The 22023-nt window shown below is 63.4% G+C and carries 20 protein-coding genes and 1 tRNA gene; 9 read left to right on the forward strand and 12 right to left on the reverse strand.

What is annotated here, in order from left to right; genetic code table 11:
- Nucleotides 1–346: 346 nt before the first annotated feature.
- Nucleotides 347–2191, reverse strand: a complete 1845-nt coding sequence (gene argS, locus HGEM_RS06140) for an arginine--tRNA ligase (RefSeq protein ID WP_019128550.1) — start codon at nt 2189–2191, stop codon at nt 347–349.
- A gap of 248 nt (nt 2192–2439) precedes the next feature.
- On the opposite strand from argS, the gene HGEM_RS06145 reads away from it, so the two are divergent.
- Nucleotides 2440–2943 (forward strand): CarD family transcriptional regulator, encoded by a 504-nt coding sequence (locus HGEM_RS06145; protein WP_019128551.1) that lies wholly within the window; start codon nt 2440–2442, stop codon nt 2941–2943.
- Between the two features lie 367 nt (nt 2944–3310).
- Here HGEM_RS06145 and HGEM_RS09750 read toward each other — a convergent pair whose 3' ends face one another.
- Complete coding sequence (locus HGEM_RS09750) at nt 3311–4255, reverse strand: helix-turn-helix transcriptional regulator (protein WP_019128552.1); 945 nt, start codon at nt 4253–4255, stop codon at nt 3311–3313.
- Nucleotides 4256–4370: 115 nt separating this feature from the next.
- Here HGEM_RS09750 and HGEM_RS06155 point away from each other — a divergent pair, with 115 nt between their 5' ends.
- From HGEM_RS06155 to HGEM_RS06175, 4 genes are all read left to right on the forward strand, one after another.
- A complete protein-coding gene (locus HGEM_RS06155) occupies nt 4371–6263 on the forward strand; it encodes an ABC transporter ATP-binding protein (RefSeq protein WP_019128553.1) in 1893 nt (630 codons plus the stop codon).
- Nucleotides 6264–8039, forward strand: coding sequence for an ABC transporter ATP-binding protein (locus HGEM_RS06160; protein WP_019128554.1), 1776 nt, complete (start codon nt 6264–6266; stop codon nt 8037–8039). It abuts the gene before it with no gap.
- A gap of 746 nt (nt 8040–8785) precedes the next feature.
- On the forward strand, nt 8786–9028 hold the full coding sequence (locus HGEM_RS06170) for a type II toxin-antitoxin system Phd/YefM family antitoxin (protein WP_230197230.1): 243 nt from the start codon (nt 8786–8788) through the stop codon (nt 9026–9028).
- Entirely contained in the window at nt 9012–9380 is a 369-nt protein-coding gene (locus HGEM_RS06175) for a PIN domain-containing protein (RefSeq protein WP_019128557.1), read from the forward strand. Before HGEM_RS06170 ends, HGEM_RS06175 begins: the two co-directional genes overlap by 17 nt.
- 100 nt (nt 9381–9480) lie before the next feature.
- Here the strand turns inward: HGEM_RS06175 and HGEM_RS06180 are convergent, their stop codons facing one another.
- Complete coding sequence (locus tag HGEM_RS06180) at nt 9481–9930, reverse strand: GNAT family N-acetyltransferase (RefSeq protein WP_035101469.1); 450 nt, start codon at nt 9928–9930, stop codon at nt 9481–9483.
- Between the two features lie 273 nt (nt 9931–10203).
- Between HGEM_RS06180 and HGEM_RS10355 the strand changes: the two genes are divergently transcribed.
- Both HGEM_RS10355 and HGEM_RS06190 read left to right on the forward strand, forming a co-directional pair.
- On the forward strand, nt 10204–10437 hold the full coding sequence (locus HGEM_RS10355) for a heavy-metal-associated domain-containing protein (RefSeq protein ID WP_019128559.1): 234 nt from the start codon (nt 10204–10206) through the stop codon (nt 10435–10437).
- A gap of 89 nt (nt 10438–10526) precedes the next feature.
- Nucleotides 10527–11141, forward strand: a complete 615-nt coding sequence (locus tag HGEM_RS06190; RefSeq protein ID WP_019128560.1) for an HD family phosphohydrolase — start codon at nt 10527–10529, stop codon at nt 11139–11141.
- A 253-nt stretch (nt 11142–11394) separates the two neighbouring features.
- On the opposite strand, the gene ndk is transcribed toward HGEM_RS06190, so the two are convergent.
- Together ndk and HGEM_RS06200 are read right to left on the reverse strand one after the other, a co-directional pair.
- A complete protein-coding gene (gene ndk, locus HGEM_RS06195; protein ID WP_019128561.1) occupies nt 11395–11805 on the reverse strand; it encodes a nucleoside-diphosphate kinase in 411 nt (136 codons plus the stop codon).
- Nucleotides 11806–11844: 39 nt separating this feature from the next.
- Complete coding sequence (locus tag HGEM_RS06200; RefSeq protein WP_019128562.1) at nt 11845–13137, reverse strand: glutamate-5-semialdehyde dehydrogenase; 1293 nt, start codon at nt 13135–13137, stop codon at nt 11845–11847.
- A gap of 105 nt (nt 13138–13242) precedes the next feature.
- Between HGEM_RS06200 and HGEM_RS06205 the strand changes: the two genes are divergently transcribed.
- Nucleotides 13243–14808: an alpha/beta fold hydrolase gene (locus HGEM_RS06205; protein ID WP_019128563.1), complete on the forward strand. Its 1566-nt coding sequence runs from the start codon at nt 13243–13245 to the stop codon at nt 14806–14808.
- Between the two features lie 203 nt (nt 14809–15011).
- The gene (locus HGEM_RS06210) at nt 15012–15368 is read left to right on the forward strand and encodes a hypothetical protein (protein WP_144687731.1); all 357 of its coding nucleotides are present in this window, start codon (nt 15012–15014) and stop codon (nt 15366–15368) included.
- A 59-nt stretch (nt 15369–15427) separates the two neighbouring features.
- Here HGEM_RS06210 and proB read toward each other — a convergent pair whose 3' ends face one another.
- The 7 genes from proB to HGEM_RS10475 all read right to left on the reverse strand — a co-directional run bounded on the left by proB (nt 15428) and on the right by HGEM_RS10475 (nt 21407).
- On the reverse strand, nt 15428–16552 hold the full coding sequence (gene proB, locus HGEM_RS06215; protein ID WP_019128565.1) for a glutamate 5-kinase: 1125 nt from the start codon (nt 16550–16552) through the stop codon (nt 15428–15430).
- 120 nt (nt 16553–16672) lie between these two features.
- Entirely contained in the window at nt 16673–18196 is a 1524-nt protein-coding gene (locus tag HGEM_RS06220) for a nicotinate phosphoribosyltransferase (RefSeq protein WP_019128566.1), read from the reverse strand.
- Nucleotides 18197–18266: 70 nt separating this feature from the next.
- Nucleotides 18267–18692, reverse strand: a complete 426-nt coding sequence (locus HGEM_RS06225) for a hypothetical protein (RefSeq protein ID WP_019128567.1) — start codon at nt 18690–18692, stop codon at nt 18267–18269.
- Nucleotides 18693–18982: 290 nt separating this feature from the next.
- The gene (locus tag HGEM_RS06230) at nt 18983–19930 is read right to left on the reverse strand and encodes a radical SAM protein (protein ID WP_019128568.1); all 948 of its coding nucleotides are present in this window, start codon (nt 19928–19930) and stop codon (nt 18983–18985) included.
- Nucleotides 19927–20544: a GNAT family N-acetyltransferase gene (locus tag HGEM_RS06235; RefSeq protein ID WP_019128569.1), complete on the reverse strand. Its 618-nt coding sequence runs from the start codon at nt 20542–20544 to the stop codon at nt 19927–19929. Before HGEM_RS06235 ends, HGEM_RS06230 begins: the two co-directional genes overlap by 4 nt.
- Nucleotides 20545–20648: 104 nt before the next feature.
- Nucleotides 20649–20724: transfer RNA gene (locus HGEM_RS06240), tRNA-Ala, on the reverse strand.
- Nucleotides 20725–20819: 95 nt separating this feature from the next.
- Nucleotides 20820–21407 (reverse strand): alpha-amylase family glycosyl hydrolase, encoded by a 588-nt coding sequence (locus tag HGEM_RS10475; RefSeq protein WP_230197231.1) that lies wholly within the window; start codon nt 21405–21407, stop codon nt 20820–20822.
- Between the last annotated feature and the right edge of the window lie 616 nt (nt 21408–22023).

Consider the following 22023-nt stretch of genomic DNA (forward strand, 5'->3'; position numbering starts at 1 on the left):
GGTCGCCATCCGCTCTGGAAAAGCCCGTGCAGAGGGGCAACGGCGCGCAGCGCCGAGCCCCTCCCACCGCCTCGTTTCCAGGGCCCGTGCACGGACAATGGCGCGAAGCGCCGAGTCCCTTCCCACACCCCATCCCCAAGGCCCGTGCACGGGCGATGGCGCGCAGCGCCGAGCCCCCACCCCCATTTCTTTCTCTACATCCCCGACAACGAGCCCGAGACGCAGGAAGGCCCCGGAGGGATTCCTTCGCGCGTTTCCCGCAGCTGCTCGGCTCTGCCGAGCAGCGAGGACCACGCGCGGAGGAACCCTCCGGGGCCTTCCCATGGGAGCCGAAGGCTCGTTCAACCTACATCTGCGTAGGCGCGGACACACCGATGAGCGAGAGGCACAGGGCGATCACCGAACGCACGGCGTCGCAGGCACCAAGGCGCGCACGGACGACCGCCGGATCAACCGGACGGCCCTCGCTCGGCAGCACCTGGCAAGCGGCGTAGAAGCTATGGAACGCAGACGCGAGCTCTTCGACATAGTGCGTGATACGGAACGGGGCACGGTCGCGGGCTGCGCCGGCGATGAGATCCTGAAGCTCAGAGAGCTTGCGGGAGAGCGCAAGCTCGGTGGGATCGGTGAGCAGCGAGTAGTCGACGTCGCCGTAGATGGCCTTGATGGCCACGTTCTCCATGCCCATGAGGTCGGCCTGCTCGGGCGTGACGCCTGCAGCCTTGCGCAGGATGGAGCAGATGCGCGCATGAGCATACTGCACGTAGAAGACGGGGTTATCGGCCGTCTTCTCCTTGACCTTCTCGATGTCGAAGTCGATGGTCTGGTTGGAGGAACGGCTCACGAGCGTGTAGCGGGCCGCATCGGCGCCCACCTCGTCGATAAGCTCGCGGAACGTAATCATCGTACCCTTGCGCTTGGACATACGGATCGGCTTGCCGTTGCGAAGGAGGTTCACGAACTGGCCCAGCGGCACCTCGAACTGCCCGGGGTAGCCAAGAGCGTCGCACACGGCCTTCACGCGCGCGATATAGCCGTGGTGGTCGGCGCCCCAGATGTCGAGAACGCGGTCGACGCGCTGGAACTTGTTCCAGTGATAGGCGATGTCGGACGAGAAGTAGGTGTAGTCGCCATTGGACTTCTGGATGACGCGGTCCTTGTCATCACCGAACTCGGTGGACTTGAACCACAGCGCGCCATCGTCGGTGCGGTAGAGATAACCCATCTTGTCGAGCTTGTCGTAGGCGCGCTCCACCGGCGAGGTGCCCGTCCAGTCCTTCTGGTACATGGTGCGCTCGCTCATCCACACATCGAAGTCGCAGCGCACGTCGTGACAGGTCTCCTTCATGTCCTTGAGCATCTTCTGGTAACCGCGCTCGCGGAAGCTGAGCATGCGCTCCTGGGGATCAGCGTTCACCCACTTGTCGCCGTCGGTCTTCCAGAAGGCAGCCGCCTCGTCGATGATGTAGGTGCCGCCATAGGAGTCCTTGCCCAGGTCGGCCGTGAAGTCATCCATGTAGGGATGGCTATCGGGGTGCTCGTCGGCCTCGTCCTGAACGTAGTTGTCGCGATCCTTGGCAAGGAAGTCGCGCGCGGCGTCGATATCGCAGCCCTGCTTCTCGATGATGTCGGCAAGCTGCATATAGCGCTTGGAGATCGAGTTGCCGAAGGTGTTCATCTGGTTGCCGTAGTCGTTGATCCAGAACTCGCGCTCGATGTCGTAGCCGGCGTGCTCCATGACGCGGCACATCGAGTCGCCGAGCGCAGCCCAGCGGCCGTGACCCACGTGCATGGGGCCCACAGGGTTAGCGGACACGAACTCGACCTGGGTCTTGAGGCCGCCGCCCACGTTGGACTTCGCAAAGTCCATGCCCTGCTCACGCGCCTCGGCGAAGACGGCGTTCTTCGCTGCAACGGAGAGGTAGAAGTTGATGAAGCCGGGGCCGGCGATCTCGACCTTCTCCACGACGTCGCTCTCGGGCAGGTACTTCACGATCGCCTCGGCGATGGCGCGGGGAGCCTGGTGGGCGAGCTTGGCGGATTTCAACGCCATGGTGGAGGTCCACTCGCCGTGAGAGGTGTCCGCCGGTCGCTCGATGCCACAATCTTCCAGCTCGAATGCGGGCAGGTCGCCGGCTTCCTGGGCGGCGGCGAGAGCGGCGCGAACCAGCTCTTCGATCTTCTCGGGCATGCAATTCCTCCTTGAAAAATGCTTCGGTACCCTCCCAGGGCACGCACATACAAGTAGTTGAACTATAGCACACCCCATGCGAGCTGCGCGGGAGCTGAGGAATCTCGAACGCGCTATACACAAAGGAGCGGGGCCCGCCCGATGCATCCGAATCGTGCCCTTCGTGTTCATTTTGAGGGACATCGGCATAAATCCGCACGTAAACGTGGTATTCTATATATCAAGGTAGCTTAATAGTTGGAGGAAGCATGTTCAGTATCGGAGAGCACGTTATTCACCCCGGGCAGGGAGTCTGCACCGTCACCGGTTTCGACGAAGACGCCCCCACGCCCATGATCATCCTTGAGTGTAAGCAAGGGCACGCGAAGACGCGCATGATGTACCCGCTCGCGCAATCCGATCGACTGCACCTGGCCATCTCGCGCGAGGAGGCCGAAAACCTCATCGAGCATTACGGCGACCTCGAATGCGACCCCTTTACCGAGCGCAACAGCTCGCTTGAAGAAACCCATTTCAAACAGCTCCTCAAAGAAGGAGCGCCCGAGACGGTGCGTGTGGCGAAGACGATGCACCACCGCATCCGGCTTGCCGAGCGCCAAGCAAAGAAGCCGAGCAGCTACTACGCGCGCGTGCTCAAGGAGGCGCGCCGCCGCTCGCTCGAGGAGCTCGCTGTGGCCATCGGCTGCCCTGAGGAGGATATCGAGCAACGCCTCTCGGCTGCGGAATCCGCAATCGACGCAAGCTTGAACTAGCCAGCACATAGCCAAGCCGCTGCCGTGGCGAACGGCCACTTTTCCGGCAATCCCATCGCCAAGAGGACGGGTCCTTCGTTCGGCCAGACGGGTGGCGGACGCATGGCATGGCAACTCCCGAAGAATATGGGATGCGCGGACGGCGCCTGAGCAAAACTATCGCCAAAGGATCGGATTTTCGGGGACTGCCCGAGTACACCTCATGAACGTTGCGTAGAAACCGCAGGTAAACGCGATGGGGTGAAACCGTCTACTTCGCTTGACCCTCAAAATCCAGTCCTTTGGCGATAGTTTTGGCCTTTTCCATTACTCCAGGGCCATTTTGGTTGCAATCGAACGTGCCAAACGGCCGGCCCCGAGGTCGCCTTCACTCTCCTATCGCACTCGGCGGCATTCCGAAGGCACGCTCGAAGGCAACGGTGAAGCTCGAAACGCGAGGGTATCCGACGCCGTGAGCGACCTCGGAGACGCTGAGCCCGCCCCGTTCGAGCAGCTGACGCGCGCGCTCCATCTTCGACCTGCGGATATACGCCCCCAAGCTCTCTCCCGTCTCCTGGCGGAACACGGCGCACAGGCGCGTCCTACTTGTGAGCAGAGCGCGCGCGAGCTCGTCGAGCGTCAACATCTCATCCATGCGCATCGCAACGAGACGCTCGGCCGCGCGCACGAGCCGCGCCTGCTCACGCGTGCCCGCGGCGCGCTCAGCACGACTCCGCTCCTCGAACCAGGCTATCGCGGTCCGCGCTGCGGTCTCGGCGCCCCGCAGGGCGGACGCGCCGTCGAGGAGCCGTCCGCCAAACAGCGGCGTCATGGAGCACAGGCATCGGTCGAGCGCGCAGGCGAGCTCCGCATCGCAGGCACTCCCCGGCTCATCGATAAGCTCTAGAGCGGAGCGCTGTTCGCGCGCCTCGAGACGCGAGAACCACTCGGGCAGGAACGTAACCGAGACCGCATCGTGCACATCCCCCGCGCGAAGTACGCACCGCTGGGGGTCATCGGCATGTCCGAATACGGCCACGTTGCCAGCGCGCTGCGCTCGGATCGGCTGGGCCACCGGGCAAAGCGAGAGGCTGTCGGCCGACAGCGTGCACACGCAGAGGCCCGGCACGCTGCGCTCGTGAAATGCCATGTCGCTTCTCACCTCGATACGATGGGAGGTCACGACGCAAAGCCCTTTCAGCCGATACACGACCACGCACGCCCGCGCCCGCTCATCCGAGACCGCGCCGGTAAGCGCGTCGCCCGCTTCTTCGAGCGTGATGCCGAACTGCTCAATCTGAGGTCTGTAGAGCTCATCGAGCCGATCTGTCACCGCGCCGCCTCCCTCCGCTTTTCGAATTCGTACCAAGCTTCTGCATGCGCAGCGCATCGTCTTGTCCTCATGATAAGTTAGTCGATGCTAACAGTTCAAGGGAACGGAGGCTTCTATGGAAGGACAGGCTGCTGCGGACGCGCGGCCCAACAAGACGGCGCATCCCGTAGGGAGGCTGCTCGCCTTCGCCGGCCCGCGCCGAGCACTCACCTACCTAGGCTGCGTGCTCTCAGCCATCTCGATGCTCGTTTCGTTCGGACCGTATGTGTGCATATGGTTCGCCGCGCGCGACCTCATCGCCGCAGCTCCCAACTGGGACGCAGCGACAGACATCGCAACCTACGGATGGTGGGCGCTCGGATTTGCGATAGCGTCCATCGCACTCTACTTCATAGGCCTCATGTGCACGCACCTCGCCGCATTCCGTTGCGCATCGAACATGCGCAAGCGCGCGACCGAACACCTCATGCACGCGGGCCTAGGCTACTTCGATACGCATGCGAGCGGAGCGCTCCGGCGCGTGGTGGATGGCTGCGCCCTCGAGACCGAAGGCCTACTCGCCCACAAGCTGCCGGACACCGCGGGCTCAATAGCCATGATCGCAGGCATGTTCGCGCTGTTCTTCGTCTTCGATTGGCGACTGGGCGTGGCCTGTCTCGTGCCGGTCGTCATCAGCCTCGCCTGCATGTTCTACATGATGGGTGGGCGAGGCATGGACTTCATGACGCGCTACATGGAGTCGCTCGTGAAGATGAACAAGACGGGCACCGAGTACGTGCGAGGCATTCCCGTGGTCAAGGTCTTCCAACAGACGGTATACAGCTTCCGCGCGTTCCACGACGCCATCGAGGAGTTCACGGTGCTCGCTCAGGATTACGCCGTGAAATGGTGCCAGACGCCGCAGGCGCTCTCGCTCACCGTCATCAGCGCGGCGGCGGCCTTCCTCGTGCCAGTGGCAGTGCTTCTCGCTCCCGGCGAGACCGACCTCGCCCACTTTGCCGCCAACTTTGCCTTCTACGCGATCTTCTCAGCGGTGATCCCTACGGCCATGACGCGCGTAATGTTCATGTCCGATGCATTCCAATCGGCGACGGACGCCGTGAACCGTGTGGAGGAAGTGCTCGCCGCCCCCGTGATTGAAGCGCCCCTAAGCCCGCGCACGCCAGCGGACAACTCCATCCGCTTCAACGACGTCACCTTCACGTACGAAGGAAGCGGGGAGCCCGCACTCGACCATGTCTCCTTCGATGTGCCGGCAGGGGCCACCGTGGCGCTCGTAGGGCCCTCTGGAGGTGGGAAGACAACAGCCGCGAGCCTTGTGCCGCGTTTCTGGGACGCAGACTCCGGGCACGTCCTCGTGGGCGGCACCGATGTTCGTGACATGGACCCCGCCGACCTCATGGGCCGCGTGGCCTTCGTCTTCCAGGCGAACCGGCTCTTCTCGCAGAGCATCCTGGAGAACGTGCGCGCCGCGCGCCCCGATGCCACGCGCGAACAAGTAATGGCCGCGCTCGAGGCCGCGCAGTGCTCAGACATCATCGCCAAGTTGCCGAACGGAGTGGACACCGTCTATGGAACCGATGGCTCCCACCTCTCGGGAGGCGAGGTACAGCGGCTCATGCTCGCCCGCGCAATCCTAAAAGATGCACCCATCGTGGTGCTCGACGAGGCCACAGCCTTCGCCGACCCCGAGAACGAAGTGAAGATCCAGGCCGCCTTCAAACGCCTTGCGCGAGGGCGGGACGGCTCGCCGCGAACGGTGCTCATGGTGGCGCACCGACTCTCCACCGTGAGGAACGCCGACAAGATCGTTGTGCTCAACGAAGGATGCGCGGCCGAGCAGGGCACCCATGAGGAGCTCCTCGCCGCAGGAGGGCTCTACGCGTGCATGTGGGCCGACTACGAGAAGGCTGTGAGCTGGAGAATCACAAGCGTAGAGCAAAGCTCGAAGGAGCCGAAAGGGACAGAGCCCCATCGCGCCGACCGGGTTGAAGGGAGCGTGGCATAGATGTCCATCAAGGAGAAGTACGCCCTCACCGACGAGGGCGTGAGAAACGTCAAGCTCGGCGCAGCGTGGACGACCGTCGCCAACCTCGTGGTCTTCGCGAGCGTGGGATTCGTCTACGTCATCATGAGCGCGATCGTAGCACGGCTCACGGGAGAGCCTGCCGTGCTGGGGCCGTTCGGAGAGCTGGGATTTGACCCGCTGTCCGTGCCCTTGGTCGGCTGGATCGTCGCGATCGCGGTCTACCTTGCGGTCCTCTTCGTGTGCGAGCGCCTCGCATACTACTATCAATACGGCGTCATCTACAAGGAGAGCGGCCGTCAGCGCATCGCGCTCGCCGAGCGCCTGCGGAAGCTACCCCTGGGCTTCTTCGGCCGTCGCGACCTCGCAGACCTCACCGAGACGCTCATGGGTGACGTCAAGACCACCGAGCACGCCTACAGCCATGTACTCCCCGAGCTCTATGGCGCCTACGCCACCATGGCCATCGCCTTCGTGTGCCTCGCCGCGTTCGACTGGAGACTCGCCGTGGCGTCCATGTGGTCGGGTCCGGTAGCGCTGCTCATGCTCTTCGGCGTGCGCTCCAAGCTCCAGCCGCTCATGCACAGGACGCGCATGGCGGGGCTCAAAACGTCCGAGTACATCCAAGAGGCTCTCGAGTGCGTGCGCGAAGTGCGCGCCACCAATCAGGAGGAACGCTACCTCCAGCACATCTATAAAAGCGTAGACACCGCGGAACGCACCGCTATCCGCGGCGAGCTTGCAACGGGCCTCTGCGTGAACGGCGCGCAGATCGTGCTGCGCTTGGGCTTTGCCACCACGCTGCTCGCCGGCGCCACCCTCATCGCCGACGGCACCTGCGACTTCCTCACCCTTTTCTGCTTCCTTCTCGTGGTGAGCCGCATCTATGCACCCTTCGACCAGGCGCTCATGCTCATCGCCGAGCTGTTCTCGGCACGCACCGCTGCGGCACGCATGAAGAGCTTCTTCGAGGAGCCGCTGGCCGACGGCGGAACCGAGTACTCTCCTTCCGGCCATGACGTGGTCTTTGAACACGTGGGCTTCGCGTACGAACAGGACGGCGAGAAGGTGCTGGAGGATGTTTCCTTCACGGCACGCGAGGGCGAGGTCACGGCGCTCGTGGGCCCGTCGGGCTCCGGCAAGTCAACCTGCGCGCGGCTTGCGGCCAGACTCTGGGACGTGAGCTCCGGCCGCGTGAGCGTGGGCGGCGTGGACGTAAGCACGGTGGAGCCCGAGTCGCTGCTCGCTGATTTTTCCGTCGTCTTTCAAGATGTGACGCTCTTCGACGATACGGTTATGGAAAACATCCGCTTGGGCAAGCGCGGCGCCACCGACGAGGAGGTCCTTGCAGCGGCACGGGCCGCCAACTGCGATGAATTCGTCTCGCGCATGCCGGAAGGGTACGGGACCATGATTGGCGAGAACGGAGCGCGCCTCTCGGGCGGCGAACGGCAGCGCATCTCGATTGCGCGAGCGCTCCTCAAGGGCGCGCCGGTGGTGCTCCTCGATGAGGCCACAGCAAGTTTGGACGTAGAGAACGAGACCAAGGTACAGGAGGCGCTCTCGCGGCTGCTTGCCGGCAAGACGGTCATCGTAATCGCGCATCGCATGCGTACCGTCATGAATGCGGACAAGGTTGTGGTGCTCGATGACGGGCGCGTCGCCGAACAGGGGCACCCTGCTGAACTCATGAAACGCGACGGCCTCTTCGCTCGCATGGTGCGCCTCCAACGCGAGAGCGCCGAGTGGACCTTGTAGCCACCAACGCGACGATGGGTTTGAGGAGCCGAGCTCGCCTCCATCGTCGCGCCCCGGCCTGCCTGTCACCAAGGGCAACCTCTCCCAAAGCAGGCACCTTCGGCAAAAAAGTTAGGGTCTTCTAATTTATAGCCGCTTAGTTTACCATGCCTAACTACATGTTACGCCGCGGCCGGACCGGTGCCCGGCCGGCAGACGGGAGAATCCATAGGCATGATGATTAACAAGCGGCTCATAGGGTTGGTACCCGAGAGCAGGAGATTCGTCGCCCAGAACGTCGCATTCCAGTGGGTCTCTCTCGTTGCGAACATCTGCTTGATCTCGGTCGTTTGCCGAATGCTCGGAAGCATTTTCGAGCATTCGGCGTCAACGGGTGATTTCGTCCTCACCGCCGGCGCGGCCCTCGCCGCCATCGCCGTGCGCGCTCTCTGCACGACCAGCGCGGCGAAGGCGAGCTTTCGCGCGGCCCGATCGGTGAAGCAGCGGCTGAGGCCCATCATCTACGAGAAGAGGCCGGCAAAGACGGGCCGCGCGCCGCGCCCATGGCTGGGCCGGACGCGTTCGCCTGCAACTGGCTGCAACCATTACAAGGTGCGAAATTCATATGAACGCCCTAGCCCACAGATGCATATATTGACTAACAAATTAGTCAATCTTGTAGGTATACTGTTGTTGATCGAATCGATTATCGGGAGGACGCGATGGGTTCCGTCTCTATCGACATGCATCGGGCTGAGAAGTACGGCTTGGCAGACGCCAAGGCTCACCTGAGCGATCTGGTTGCTACGGTCGAACGAACCGGTGAAGCCTGCATCATAATGCGCTATGGGCGCCCGGCGGCATGCATCGCGCCGGTACCAGAGGAGCGTGCGATGCCAGCAAAGCGCGCAAAAGGCCTTCTAGCCCCATACGCAGACAACAGCAAGCGCGCGCTTGAGAAGAGCGCATTCGAGCAAATGATGGTGGAGAAGCATGGAGAAGCTGCTTGATGCCAACGCGGTTCTCCGGTACCTCCTCGAAGACATTCAGGAACAATCGGATTGCGTCGCAGAAACAATAGAAGCAGGTGCCGAGGTTACCGTCGAGGTGCTGGCCGAGTGCGTATATGTGCTCTCTGGCGTGTACCACGTCAGCCGTTCGGACATTGCCGAGAGCCTTGGCATCCTGCTCGATGAGGTAACATGCCGCCGTAAACGCGTTGCCGCCGCAGCCCTGGGCCTTTACAGCGGAAGTTCGTTCGACTTCGTCGATTGCGTGCTGGCAGCCGAAGTTTCCGAGAACGGACGAAAGGCCCTCACATTCGACAAGAAGCTACAAAGCCTCTTTAGTCGTGTTGCGTAAGGCGACCCACGTCCGATTGCGTGCACGAAGATCGGGTCGCGACGATTGAGAGCCATGCACTATGCGGGCGCCCCGCCCCTCTCGGCTCCACCCCATCGCTTTACAAACTTCGCCGCAGGTAAACCATATCTTTAAGCAGAACGCCTGCCTCCACGATAGGGTGGTCGTAGTTGTCGATGAAGAAATTCTCGATGCGGTGGTGGCGCACGAAACCGCATGCCTCGTAAAAGGGCACCGTGAGCGGGCTGTCCCCCGTACCCACCTGCAGCGCGTCATAGGCACCCTTTGCGTTTCGCACGATGAACTCGATGAGCGCACGACCAAGGCCACGGCGCTGGTAGGCTGGATCGACGGCAAGGTTCTTGATCTCGAGCATGCGATCCCCTTCATCGGCTACCACGCAGACCCCAACCGTCTTCCCCGCTATATCGAAGGCAAACATGGTACCGCGCCCCAGATAGCGGTCTATCATATCCTCCTGCTCGTCGGCAAGCAGAAGCAGCTTAAGGTAGTCGCGCTTGGAGCGCTCAGAGACGCGTCGAATGCTCATGGCACCATTGTACCAACGCGTCTTGAACACCGCCCGGCTTTCTTGAGCGCAACGCATCGCCGAAAGAATGTTAGACTAGTATTACTTTTATCGGCAAGTTTCGCATCACCCAGAAGAGTCATGGAGGCAAGCATGGTCGACTACCTTATCGTTGGAGCCGCTTTAGCGCTCGCGGTTTTTATTCTCGTCCGGCAAGCGATGCGCATTGGGCGCGGCGGAGGCTGTGGTTGCGAGGGCGGAGGAGCCCGGCCCGTCCGGCAAAGGCGACGCCGCGTGCGCCATATCGATGCCAAACGCTACCCATATGCACTAGAGCTGCAGGTAAGCGGCATGCACTGCGAGAACTGCGCACGCCGTATCGAGGATGCCCTTCAGTCGCTCGACGTCATCGCAAAAGCAGAGCTACCTAGTACGGTAATCGTTCGCAGCAAGCATCCGGTCGACAAGGAAGCATGCTCGAAGGCGGTGCGCAAGGCAGGATACGAAGTGATTGAAACGCAGTTATAGGCATGCCCGGCCGCATGCGCCAACAGGCACCTCCCCCTCCATACGTTGTCCTATAATGAGCACACTCGACACACGACGAAGGGGGATTCATGGCAGAGAAGCTTTCCGCCGGTATGACGCGCGACGAGGCATTCGCGCTTCTGACCGAGCACAACAAGGATGCCTTCCATATCGAGCACGGTGAGACCGTCGAGCAGACCATGCGCTACTTCGCGCGCGAGTTCGATCCCGAGAACGAGGAGTTCTGGGGCATCGTGGGGCTGCTCCATGACCTCGATTGGGAGGAGCATGACGACGAGCCCGCCATGCACACCCTCTACGCCACCCCGCTCATCGAGGCGGCCGGTGGAACGCCCGAGCTCGTCCGCGCCATTCAAAGCCACACCTCGGATTTCAACCCCGAGCTGCCAAAACCGGAGCTCCAGATGGAGAAGATCCTCTTCGCCACAGAGGAACTGACCGGCCTCATCGGCGCCGCCATCGTGATGCGCCCCAGCAAGAGCGTTATGGATTTCAACGTTAAGTCGCTCAAGAAGAAATTCAAGGATAAGCGCTTTGCCGCCGGCGTGAATCGCGACGTCATCCGCTCCGGCGCCGAGATGCTTGGCTGGGAACTTGACGAGCTCTTTGCCCGCACGATCGAGGCCATGCAGAGCTTCGCGCCCGATCGCGACACCTTCGGAAAGGAAAACACCGAAGCCTAGGCATACCCAAACGCTGACCACACGCCGGGCCGGGTTCCGTTACACATAGGAACCCGGCCCGGTTTCTGCTTTAGCAGCACGTATCCTGAAAATGGCGCGCAATCCCTTTTAATACACCCACTAGTCAGCAAAAAGCCCCGCACCGGCACAATCGACCGCTTCCCATCTTTTGGAGCGTTATTTCCCTGTCCAAGAAATAGAAAGCGGTTCAGTGCACGGGTACGGAGCAATCGCTCAATCCGCTTTGTGGCGTTTATTCCTCACCGAAGAACAGAGCGATTTCGCGCTCGGCAGCCTCGGGGGAATCTGAGCCGTGAATCACGTTCGCCGCAACGTCGAGGCCGAAGTCGCCGCGAATGGTGCCCGGTGCCGCGTCGATGGGATTCGTCGCGCCCATGAGCGTGCGCATCTTCTTGATGGCGCTCTCGCCCGAGACGACCATCTTCACAACCGGTCCCGAGGTGATGAAGTCAACGAGCTCGCGGAAGAAGGGCTTCTCCACATGCTCGGCATAGTTCGCCTCCGCCTGTTCCTCGGTCAGCACGGCGAGTTCCATGCGCTCGATGGAAAGGCCGGTACGCTCGATGCGCGCGATGATATCGCCTACGTGGCGCTCTGCCACGGCATTCGGCTTGATCATGATATAGGTGCGCTCCAGGGCCATGGTATCTCCTCTCAATCGTTTGGCAAATTGTACCCTACCTTATGGCCTAATTTGCCCCGCCCCACGAATCTCGTATTTATACGTGGTAAGCGCCTCGGCCGCGAAGGGTCCGCGTGCGTGGAGCTTCTGGGTGGAGATGCCGATCTCGGCGCCCAAGCCGAACTCGCCGCCGTCGGTGAAGCGCGTGCTCGCATTGGCATAGACCGCGGCAGCGTCGACCTCGGCAAGGAAGCGCTCGCATGCTTCCCGGTCCTCGGCAACGATGGCCTCAGAATGATGCGTGCCGTGCGCATTGATGTGGGCAATCGCCTCGTCTAAGCCGCTCACGCACTTGACGCTCATCTCGAGGGCAAGATACTCGCGATCCCAGTCCTCTTCCACCGCGGGAACAAACCGCTCGCCCACGACGGAATCGGCCTCCGCGACCGCCGACGCAGCAGCGTCGCCATGAATGGTGACCCCGGCTCCGGCCAGGTCCCGCAAGATGAGCGGCAGGAGCGCGGGCGCAACCGCTTCGTCCACGAGGAGCGACTCGGCGGCGTTGCACACTCCCACGCGCTGGGTCTTCGCGTTCATCACGATCGCGCGCGCTTTATCGAAATCCGCGCTCTCGTGCACGTAGATATGGCAGTTGCCCGTCCCCGTCTCGATGACCGGCACTTGCGCCTCGCGCACGCAACGGCTGATGAGCCCCGCGCCACCGCGCGGGATGAGCACGTCGACGATGCCGCGCAAGCCCATGAGCGCACCCGTGGCGGCGCGGTCCGTGGTCTCGATGATGGAAACGGCCTCCCGCGGGAAGCCCTGCGCCTCCACGGCGTCGGCGAGCGCATGGGCGATGGCCACGCATGAGCGCTGCGCGATGGAGCCCCCGCGCAGGATGCAGGCGTTGCCCGTGCGGATGCAGATGCCCGCGGCGTCGGACGTCACGTTGGGGCGCGCCTCGTAGACCATGGCAACAAGCCCCAGCGGCACACTCACGCGGGTAAGGTCGAGCCCTTCGCTGATGGTGCGGTGCTCGAGCACGCGCCCCACGGGATCGGGCAGGTCGGCCAAGGCCTCGAGCCCGGCCGCCATGCCCTCGATGCGATCAGGAGTGAGAAGCAGCCGGTCCAGGAGCCCATCGCTCGTGCCCGCAGCGCGGGCAGCCTCCATATCCTGGGCGTTTGCGGCAAGAATCTCGCCTGTGCGGGCCCGGAGCTCTTGGGCCATGGCGCGCACCGCCGCTATGCGCTCGGCATCGGTGGCGCGGCCGAGCGGCAGGCTCGCCGCCTTGGACGCCTTCGCAAGCTCGGTAACGTAGCGTGGGATATCTTGGATGTCGTGGGACATGGAACTCCCCTTCGGATCGTTCTCGTAAACTCGTATTGAGTGTACCCTGTTGTCAACAATCACGTTGTCACGTTCCGCGCCGCGCGGCGTACCCGAGGAGAAACCATGACCAAACTCGCCAGCTACTACGTTCCCGGACTCTACGTCGAGGACTTCTCGATCGATGTGCCGCTCGACTGGCGCGGGCTCGAGCCGGCAACGCTCGCGGTAGGCATCGGCGTGCGTCACGGCGCCTTCCCCGACCCCATCCCCGGGGCACCCGAGAGCATCAAGCTCTTCTATCGAACCCTCTGCGCTCCCGAACATGCCCACGATGACCTGCCGCTCCTCGTCTTCCTGCAGGGAGGGCCGGGCGGCGAGGGGCCGCGCCCCACCTCGCCCACGGCAGACGGATGGATCGCCGAGGCCATCAAGCACTTCCGCGTGGTGCTTCCCGACCAGCGCGGTACGGGCCGCAGCTCGCGCGTGAGCGGTCAGACGATGGCGAGGCTCGCGGCGGCATGCGGCGCCGACATGGCCCACGGCGCGGGTGGAACCGCAGCCGGCACGGCCATGGCTGCCGGTAAGAGCGCGGCGAGCGCCGTACGCGACAACGCAGGAACCGAAGCCGAGGCCGCTACGCTCCCGGCCAAGGGCACGCTCGCCGCCACCGCCGCTCGCGCACAGGCCGATTTCCTCAAACGCTTCCTCGCCCGTTCCATCGTTTACGATTTCGAATATCTGCGCCTCACGGCCTTCGGGGGAAGACCGTGGACGACGCTCGGCCAGAGCTACGGCGGCTTTCTCACCCTCACCTACCTCTCGCTCTTCCCTGAAGGCGTAGCGGCGAGCTTCACCTGCGGTGGCATCCCCCACGTGCCGGCGAGCGCCGCTGAGGTCTACGCTCACACGTTTCCGCGTATGGCCGCTAAGACCGGGCAGTACTACGCCCGCTACCCCGAGGACGCCATGCGCGTTGCCGCGGTGGCGGACCGTGTTGCCGCAGGCGGCGTGGCCCTGCCCGACGGCAGCCCGCTCACCGTGGAGCGTCTACAGCTCCTGGGCAGCGATTTTGGCATGAAGCCGAGCTTCGAGAGGATGCACTGGCTCTTTGACCACGCGTTCGAAGAGGGCGACGGCTCGGTGCCGACAAAAGACCCCGCGGGGCTTGCGCTCTCGGACGGCTTCCTCATGAGCGTGCTTGAGCGTACAAGCACCGCAGCCAACCCGCTCTACTGGACGCTCCAGGAGTTCATCTACGCCGACGGCATGACCAAGCCCATAGGATGGGCGGCCGAGCATGAGAAGGCGTCGCGCGCGGCGTTCGGCACCAGCGAACGGCCGCTCCTCTTTACCGGAGAAGCCTGCTTCCCTTGGATGTTCGCCCAGATGCCCGAACTCAAACCATTCGAGGCGGCGGTTTCGCTCCTCATGGAAGACGACCAGTTCGACCGCATCTACGACCAGGTGCGCCTTGCGGCCAACGAGGTGCCGCTCCAAGCGGCCGTCTACTTCGACGACATGTACGTCGACTCCGGCCTGCAGCTCGACACGCTCAGCCGTGTGGGCGCAAGCCACGCATGGGTCACGAACGAGTTTGAACACGACGGCCTCCACGGCGATGCCGTCTTCAAGCATCTCTTCGAAGAGGCCCTGAACCGCGGAGACCTCGAGCGGGCCCTCCGCTCATAACGTGAAACCGGGGACAGAGGCTCTCGACCGCAACGCTGTGGCAGAGACTTTCACATCGTTGCGGCACCCCGCGCACATAGGCAAAATCGCCTCTGTCCTAGTTTTGCAAAATCGCCTCTGTCCTAGTTTTGCATGGCGTCCGGACACGGCGCTCGAACGCGCACGGAGAATCCACGCCATGTTCGCTAGCAAAATGCAAACGGTTGTTCGATACTAGTGCCATGGACTATGTGACGACGACATCTGGGGAACGGCGGCGCATCCACCGCGAGTACGTCGACGTCGTGGCCCGGTTCGGGCGCGACGGCGCGATCGAGCCCGTGTGCGTCGCATGGCGGGACGGCCGCAGCTTCCCCATTGACGAGGTGCTTGAAGCCGGTCGCTTTGGCGCAGAGGCGGGCGGTCGGCAGATGGCGCGGTACCGGGTGAGGCTCGGCAGGCACGAAACCGACCTGTATCTCGAACGGCGGGGCGCACAGCCCGCCCTGGGAACCGATGAGAGCCTGCGCTGGTGGGTCTACGCCTACGATCAGGTTAAGCCCGGCCACGCCCCCGCATAGACGGGCCTTGAGGCCACGTCCTAAAGCTTGGGACGGCAAAACAGGCTGCCCGAAAACGGCTAGGCGAAAACGATGAGATTATCCCGGTGAATGGCGGGGCGGCCGGCGAGGGCCTGGAGCAAGTGGTTCCCAGCGATCTCCCTCTGCTGGCGGCCCGCAGCAAGCTGCAGCTCATCGGAGCCGGCCTCAGCGATGCCTCGCGCGAGCACGAAACCGCCCGCATCGCGCACATCGAGTACATCGCCCGCCTTGAACTGCCCCTCAACTGCCGTGATGCCCACCGGCAGAAGCGACGAACCGCGCTCGACGAGCGCCCGAGCCGCCCCGTCGTCCACCGTAACCGAGCCATGGGCCGCATCACCGAGTGCGATCCAAAGCTTGCGCGGAGCGATGTCCGTGCGCGCATGCGGTGGCACGAAGAGCGTACCCACCTGTTCGCCGCGAGCCAGACGCGCAAGCGCCCCTTCGTCCGCACCGCTGCAGATCACGCTCGGAATGCCCGCCGTCATGAGGATTCGGCTGCTCCGAATCTTGGTAATCATTCCACCCGTACCCACCGCGCTCGATGAATCGCCCGCAGAAGCGATGATCGCCGCATCGATCTTCTCGACGCGCGGTACGAAACGGGCATTGGGGTCTATGGACGGGTTCGCGGTATAGAGCCCCTCGATATCCGAAAGCGTAACGCAGAGATCGGCCGAGACGAGACAGGCCACGAGCGCCGCGAGCGTGTCGTTGTCGCCGAAGCGAATCTCGTCAACCGAAACGGTATCGTTCTCGTTCACCACGGGCACCACGCCGAGCTCCACGAGCCTGGTGAGCGCGTCGCGCGCATGCAGGTACGACTGGCGGCGCGCCGTGTCATGGCGGGTGAGGAGCACGAGCGACGTGGCGAGCCCGCAGGCGCGGAACTCCTCGTCATAGGCCGCAGAAAGCACGCACTGCCCCACCGAGGCGCAGGCCTGCAGGCTCGGCATGTCGGCAGGCCGGGTGCTAAACCCGAGCACCGGCGCACCGCATGCGATGGCCCCCGAGCTCACCACGACGAGATTCCACCCGAGCGAGCGCAGCTCGACCGCCTCATGCGCAAGCCGCGCGATGAAGGGGCGGTTCACGCCTGCACCCGGCTCGGTCACCGTGCTCGAACCGATCTTCACGACCATGGTCTTGGCAGCAGCGGGCATGGCATCTCCCATCAGATTTTGCATAAGCGGTTACAACGACCAGGCTGGATAGTATCACGTCCGAGGCCATCCAGCCGGATCGCGGGCGATAACGATGCCGAGCGACCGGGCCGCGCGCCGCTACCGCCTCGTCTTGGGAGCCTTCCACGGCATCGCGGAGCCCGCCTGCTCCATGCGCTCGCGCACGAGCTCGTCGCGCACGCGCGCAAGGCCGGACTCCATGCCCACGATATAGGACTGCGGGTACAGGAAGCGCTTGTACTCTTCGTCGAGGCCATCGATGGCCGCCACGCAACGAGCGCGGGCATCGGCAATCGGCTCGCGCGGGGCAACGGCGCTGCCGCCACGCACCACGGGAGCGAGCAGCTCCCGGTATGGCATGCCCGCCACGCTCGTTACGAGCGCGGCGTCGTTCACGGCCACGAGCGTCGTACCGCGGGCCTCGCCCTCACCCTCCATGAACGCCTCATCGTAGATGAGGTCGCACACGGGGCTGCCCGACTCGTCCATATAGCGACGCACCTGCTGAACACCAGGAATCGTGCGCTTATAGGGCTGCTCGGAAAGCTTCACCACGGGCGTCCAGCCCTCGTCACCGGGGTCGCGGCGTGCGGCGAGCTTGTAAACGCCGCCGAGCGCCGGCTGATCGTAGCAGGTCGCGAGTTTGGTGCCCACACCGAACGAGTCGATGGGCGCGCCCTGATCCAAGAGGCTCTGGATGGTGTACTCGTCAAGGTCGTTGGAAACCGAGATCTTCACGTACGGCAGGCCCTCCTCGTCGAAGCGTCCGCGCACATAGGTCGAAAGCTTCGCCAAGTCGCCGGAGTCGATGCGGATGGCGGCAAGCCGCTCGCCGCGCTCCTCCATCTCATGTGCCACGGTGATGGCGTTCTCCACTCCCTCGCGCACGTCGTAGGTATCGATGAGGAGCGTGCAGTTGTTGGGGCTGGTGCGCGCGAAAGCACGGAACGCCTCGAGCTCGGAATCGAAGCTCATCACCCAGCTGTGCGCGTGCGTGCCGAAGACCGGAATACCGTACTTGCGCCCGGCAAGGACGTTCGAGGTGCTCGAGCAGCCGGCCACGTAGCTCGCGCGGGCCACGGCCATGCCGCCATCGGGTCCCTGAGCTCGGCGCAGGCCGAACTCCGCTACAGGGCGCCCCTTCGCCGCCTGGACCACGCGCGCGGTCTTGGTGGCCACGAGCGTCTGGAAGCCAACCGTGTTGAGAAGCGCCGTCTCGAGCATCTGGCACTCGAGCGCCGGGCCGCACACGCGCACCATGGGCTCGCGCGGGAACACGAGCTCGCCCTCGGGCACGGCGTCGATATCCACATGCATACGGAAGTCGCGCAGGTAGTCGAGGAAGCCGGGCTTGAACAGCGCGCCGCCCGCAGGCGCTTCGAGCGACCCAAGGTAGGCGATGTCCTCGTCGGTGAAGCGAAGGTTCTCCACCAGGTCGGGCAGGTCGGAGGTGCCGCACATCACCGCGTACGCGCTCCCAAAGGGATGGTCGCGGTAGAATGCGGTGAAGCAATCCTCCTCGTCCACCTTGCCGCTCTCCCAGAGCCCCTGGGCCATGGTGAGCTCGTAGAGGTCCGTGAGGAGCGCTACGTCCGTGGGGCGCGATTCGTCCGTCAAAGCCATGTTGATCCGCTTCCTTTCCTATCGCGCGGTGCGGCACGGACCACGTCGGCTCGGCCGCAGGCAGAATGTGCTATCCGAGCATGCCGAGGTTACTTAGGGCGATATAGGCGACTACGCACAAGGCGACAACAAGACAGATGCCGATGGTGATCTTCTGGGCAGGCGGCATCGAGGGCATGCCGTCATCGTCCTCGCCCTCCGAAAGCACCATGCGCTCGCCGAATGTTCGCTCATGGGTCTTTTTCCCGGTGGACCCGGAAGGAGCACCGTGGGCGGCCTCGCCGGCAGCGGGCTTCGGCGCTCGCGACGCTGGCGACGCGGCGGGCTCGGCCGCAGGCGCTTCCTCAACCTCACGCCGCTCGGCACGGAGCGCCTCAAGCTCAGCGCGCTCACGACGTGCGCGCTCCTGCTCTTCGCGATGCGCTTTCTCGGCGCGAAGCGCTTCGAGCTCGGCACGCTCCTCATCGGTAAGCGGACGAGCATCTCCATCTGCCATGAGTGGTCCTCTCAAAAAGGCGGCACCGTGCCGCACGGGCAATCATCGGGTTGAAGTATACCCCGCTGTGTCACGTCAAATGAGGAACAGTCCCCAATTTGACATTCCCGGGCAATGTGCAAGTTTTGGGCACTCCAGAAGCGATTCCTTGAATACACGAAGACAATACGCCAAAGAAATAGCAGGTAGATGAATTGCCGGTCTTCCGTATACTTTGAAGATGCCCCGCGAAGTGCCCAAAACTTGCATTCAGCCAAATCCGAGAATGCCGAAAGGCCCCAATCGGCACCCTATCGCGCATCCGCGCGCTCAAGCACGCCCGTGGTATCGAAGGGCGGGGTGAAGCTCTCGTCCACCGCTCCGCCTTCTTGCCAGAACATCTGCGTGAACCCGAGGTCGTCGGCATGATCGAGCACGCGCTCGTACTCCTCCCGGGTAACCGCGCGGGCGAGCTCGCCTCCCGCCGCGCGCATCGCAGCGTTCGGCGTGTATTGGTTCATGACGGAAATGGGGACGTCGCCAACCGCGTCCCAGATCAAATCGAGCACACGGCAAGAATCCTCGGCATGCCCCGGCAGCACCAGATGGCGCACGATGATCCCGCGCGTCCAGGTGCCATCTGCGCGAGCGGCTCCTCCCCCATGGCGCTCAAGCTGCCGCGCCATCTCAATGAGCGCGCTCTGAGCGACTGAAGGGTAGTCGGGCACATGCGAAAGAGCACGGCCCAGCCCGGCATCGGCATACTTGAAGTCGGTGAGCCAGATATCAACGAGATCGTCCAGCTCGCGCACTGCCTCCACGCGCTCGTACCCGCTCGTGTTGTAGACGATGGGGATAGCGAGCCCCTGCGCACGGGCGGCAGCGATTGCCTCCGGCAGCAGGTGCGCATAGTGAGTCGCGGTCACGAGGTTGATATTGAGGGCGCCCTGATCCTGAAGTTCCAGCATGATCTGGGCGAGTCGCTCGGGCGAAACATCGATGCCGAAGTTTCCCGTCGAAATCTCGTGATTCTGGCAATAGACGCATTTGAGCGGACATCCGCTGAAGAACACGGTGCCCGAACCCGCCTCGCCCGAGATGGGCGGCTCCTCCCAAAAATGCAGCGCCGCGCGGGCAAGCCGCAGCGTGTCGGTTGCCCCGCAAACGCCACGCTCGCCCGCCGCTCGATCTGCACGGCACCTGCGCGGGCAGAGTTCGCACGCGCTAAGGGTTGAGGGGAGCAATAGAGAGCGCGTCATCGCTTCTCATCTGTCTCACGCAGGTCGAGCTCCATGAGATGCGAGGGATGCCGCAATCCGCCCCCGACCTCGATATCGAAGATGCCAAGATCGGCAAATCCCGCACGGCGATATGCCGAAATCGCAGGGGCGTTGTTGTCGAATACGTCGAGGCGGAGAGACCATGCACCGCGCGAGCGCGCCTCCCGAACGGCAGCGCGCAACAGGGCCCGGCCGACGCCGCGCCCGCGGTCCCCTGGCGCCACGGCGAGCAGGTGAATGACGGCCACGCGGCCAGAGGGGGCGTCAACGAGCCAGGACGCGAGGCTGTAATCGGTCCCTTGCCGAGCATCGAGCACAAACGCGCCGAGCACCGACGGCTTGCAGCCGAGGCCTGCGACCGGCCGGCCCGCTTCGCACTCGGGCTCATCGCCGAAAAGCTGTTCCTCTGGAGCTTGTGCAACGGCAACGAACAAATTGCCCGAGCGGGCTGCTTCAAGCAGCCCCTCGTGGGTCGGATGCACGCCGAAGTCCCACCAGACGTCGTGGGGAGCACCGTTCATCTCGTCGGCGACACCCCGGTAGAGCCGCTCGACAGCCGGAAGGTCGTGCTCCGTTGCAGCAACGATGTCCATAGCGCCCCCGCCCCGCGCCCCGCCACGCCATCCGAGGCAGGATGCAAAAACGATTAAAACAAACGAACCCGCAGGCACTCCTACGGGTTCGAGTAAATTGCTTGTGGTGGAGACGAAGGGAATCGAACCCTCGGCCTCTGCCATGCGACGGCAGCGCTCTCCCAGCTGAGCTACGTCCCCAAGCAGAAAGATATTCTACCAAGCCACGGGCGAGTGTCAACAGACAATTTGGATCTCTCCCGCGGGAGCGTGGCCCATCGAACGATGAAGCCTCTTTACGCGGCGGCGATGACCAGCTCAGGCACCAGCGGCGGCCGCAACGAGGCCGCAACAACCCCGGCGGCAACCGTCGCATGCGCGACGGCACCGGCCTCACGGCCGTGGACACCGCACGCCGCAAGCAAGCACACCGCCGCGCCCCGCCATTCCCGCCGGCACCGCCCCCACCTGCCGCCGCCTGCCCCCACCTGCCGCCGCCTGCCACCATCAGAAGCGCTGGTAGCGCTCATCGCCGGCAAGCGCCCGCTGGAACCAGGCGTGCTCCACGGAGGTATGGCAGAGCACCATGTCGCGCATGATGCCGAGGCTCGCGCTCGGGCCTCGCTCACAAGCTCGTCGAAATCGCCCATCGTTCCGTAGACCGGATCTACCGCGCAGTAATCCGAGACGTCATAGCCGTTGTCGCGCTGCGGGGAGGGAAAGAACGGCGTGATCCACACATAGTCGATTCCCAGCGAGGCCAGGTAGTCGAGCTTCGAGGTGATGCCCGGCAGGTCGCCGATGCCATCGCCATCGCTATCGCAAAAGCTCTTGATGTAGATCTGATAGGCCACGATCTTGCCCAGATCGGGCTTATAGGACAAACCCCACGCGGCGATCAACCGTTTCGATGAGTAGAGGACAAAACCCCAAGCGGCAATCGACTGATTCTGTTGATAGAGAGCTGTGAAGAAGGCCCGGCCATCGCAAGCCGACACAAAAGGACCGCACCCCGTTTATGCGTAAATGAACCCACCTCTACAAGGTGGGTGCCCTCATCGCCCGTTCCAGCTTCCTTAACAACGAAGGATGCCTGTACTGAGTACGACTGTGTGGGCTCCCTGAAAAAACGTGACGGTTCACCCAGTTGCTCCACGGGGTGCGGAACACCATCATCATATCGTGCCGAATACCGATTACCAGTCTTGACTTATCTCCCTTCGTGTTAGATGATGGGCGTGGTAACGTGCGTCGTCACATACCGCCATTTTTGCAGGTCATAACCTGTATTTCATCATCTCATCTCAAATTGTGAATACCTATCGCCCGCTTGCGGGGCACAGCCGCCGTGTTGCCGTCTGCTCGCCCTGCCACCAGACCGCGCCGCCAACACCCCCGCGCACACCAAACGGCATCCCCTACGCGCCCGACGGCATCCCCTGCACGCCGGTCGCGTATCTGCTGTGACGGTGAGGAATCGCCGCGACTGGCGCCCCACTT

The organism is Enorma massiliensis phI (assembly GCF_000311845.1).
GTDB classification, from domain to species: domain Bacteria; phylum Actinomycetota; class Coriobacteriia; order Coriobacteriales; family Coriobacteriaceae; genus Enorma; species Enorma massiliensis.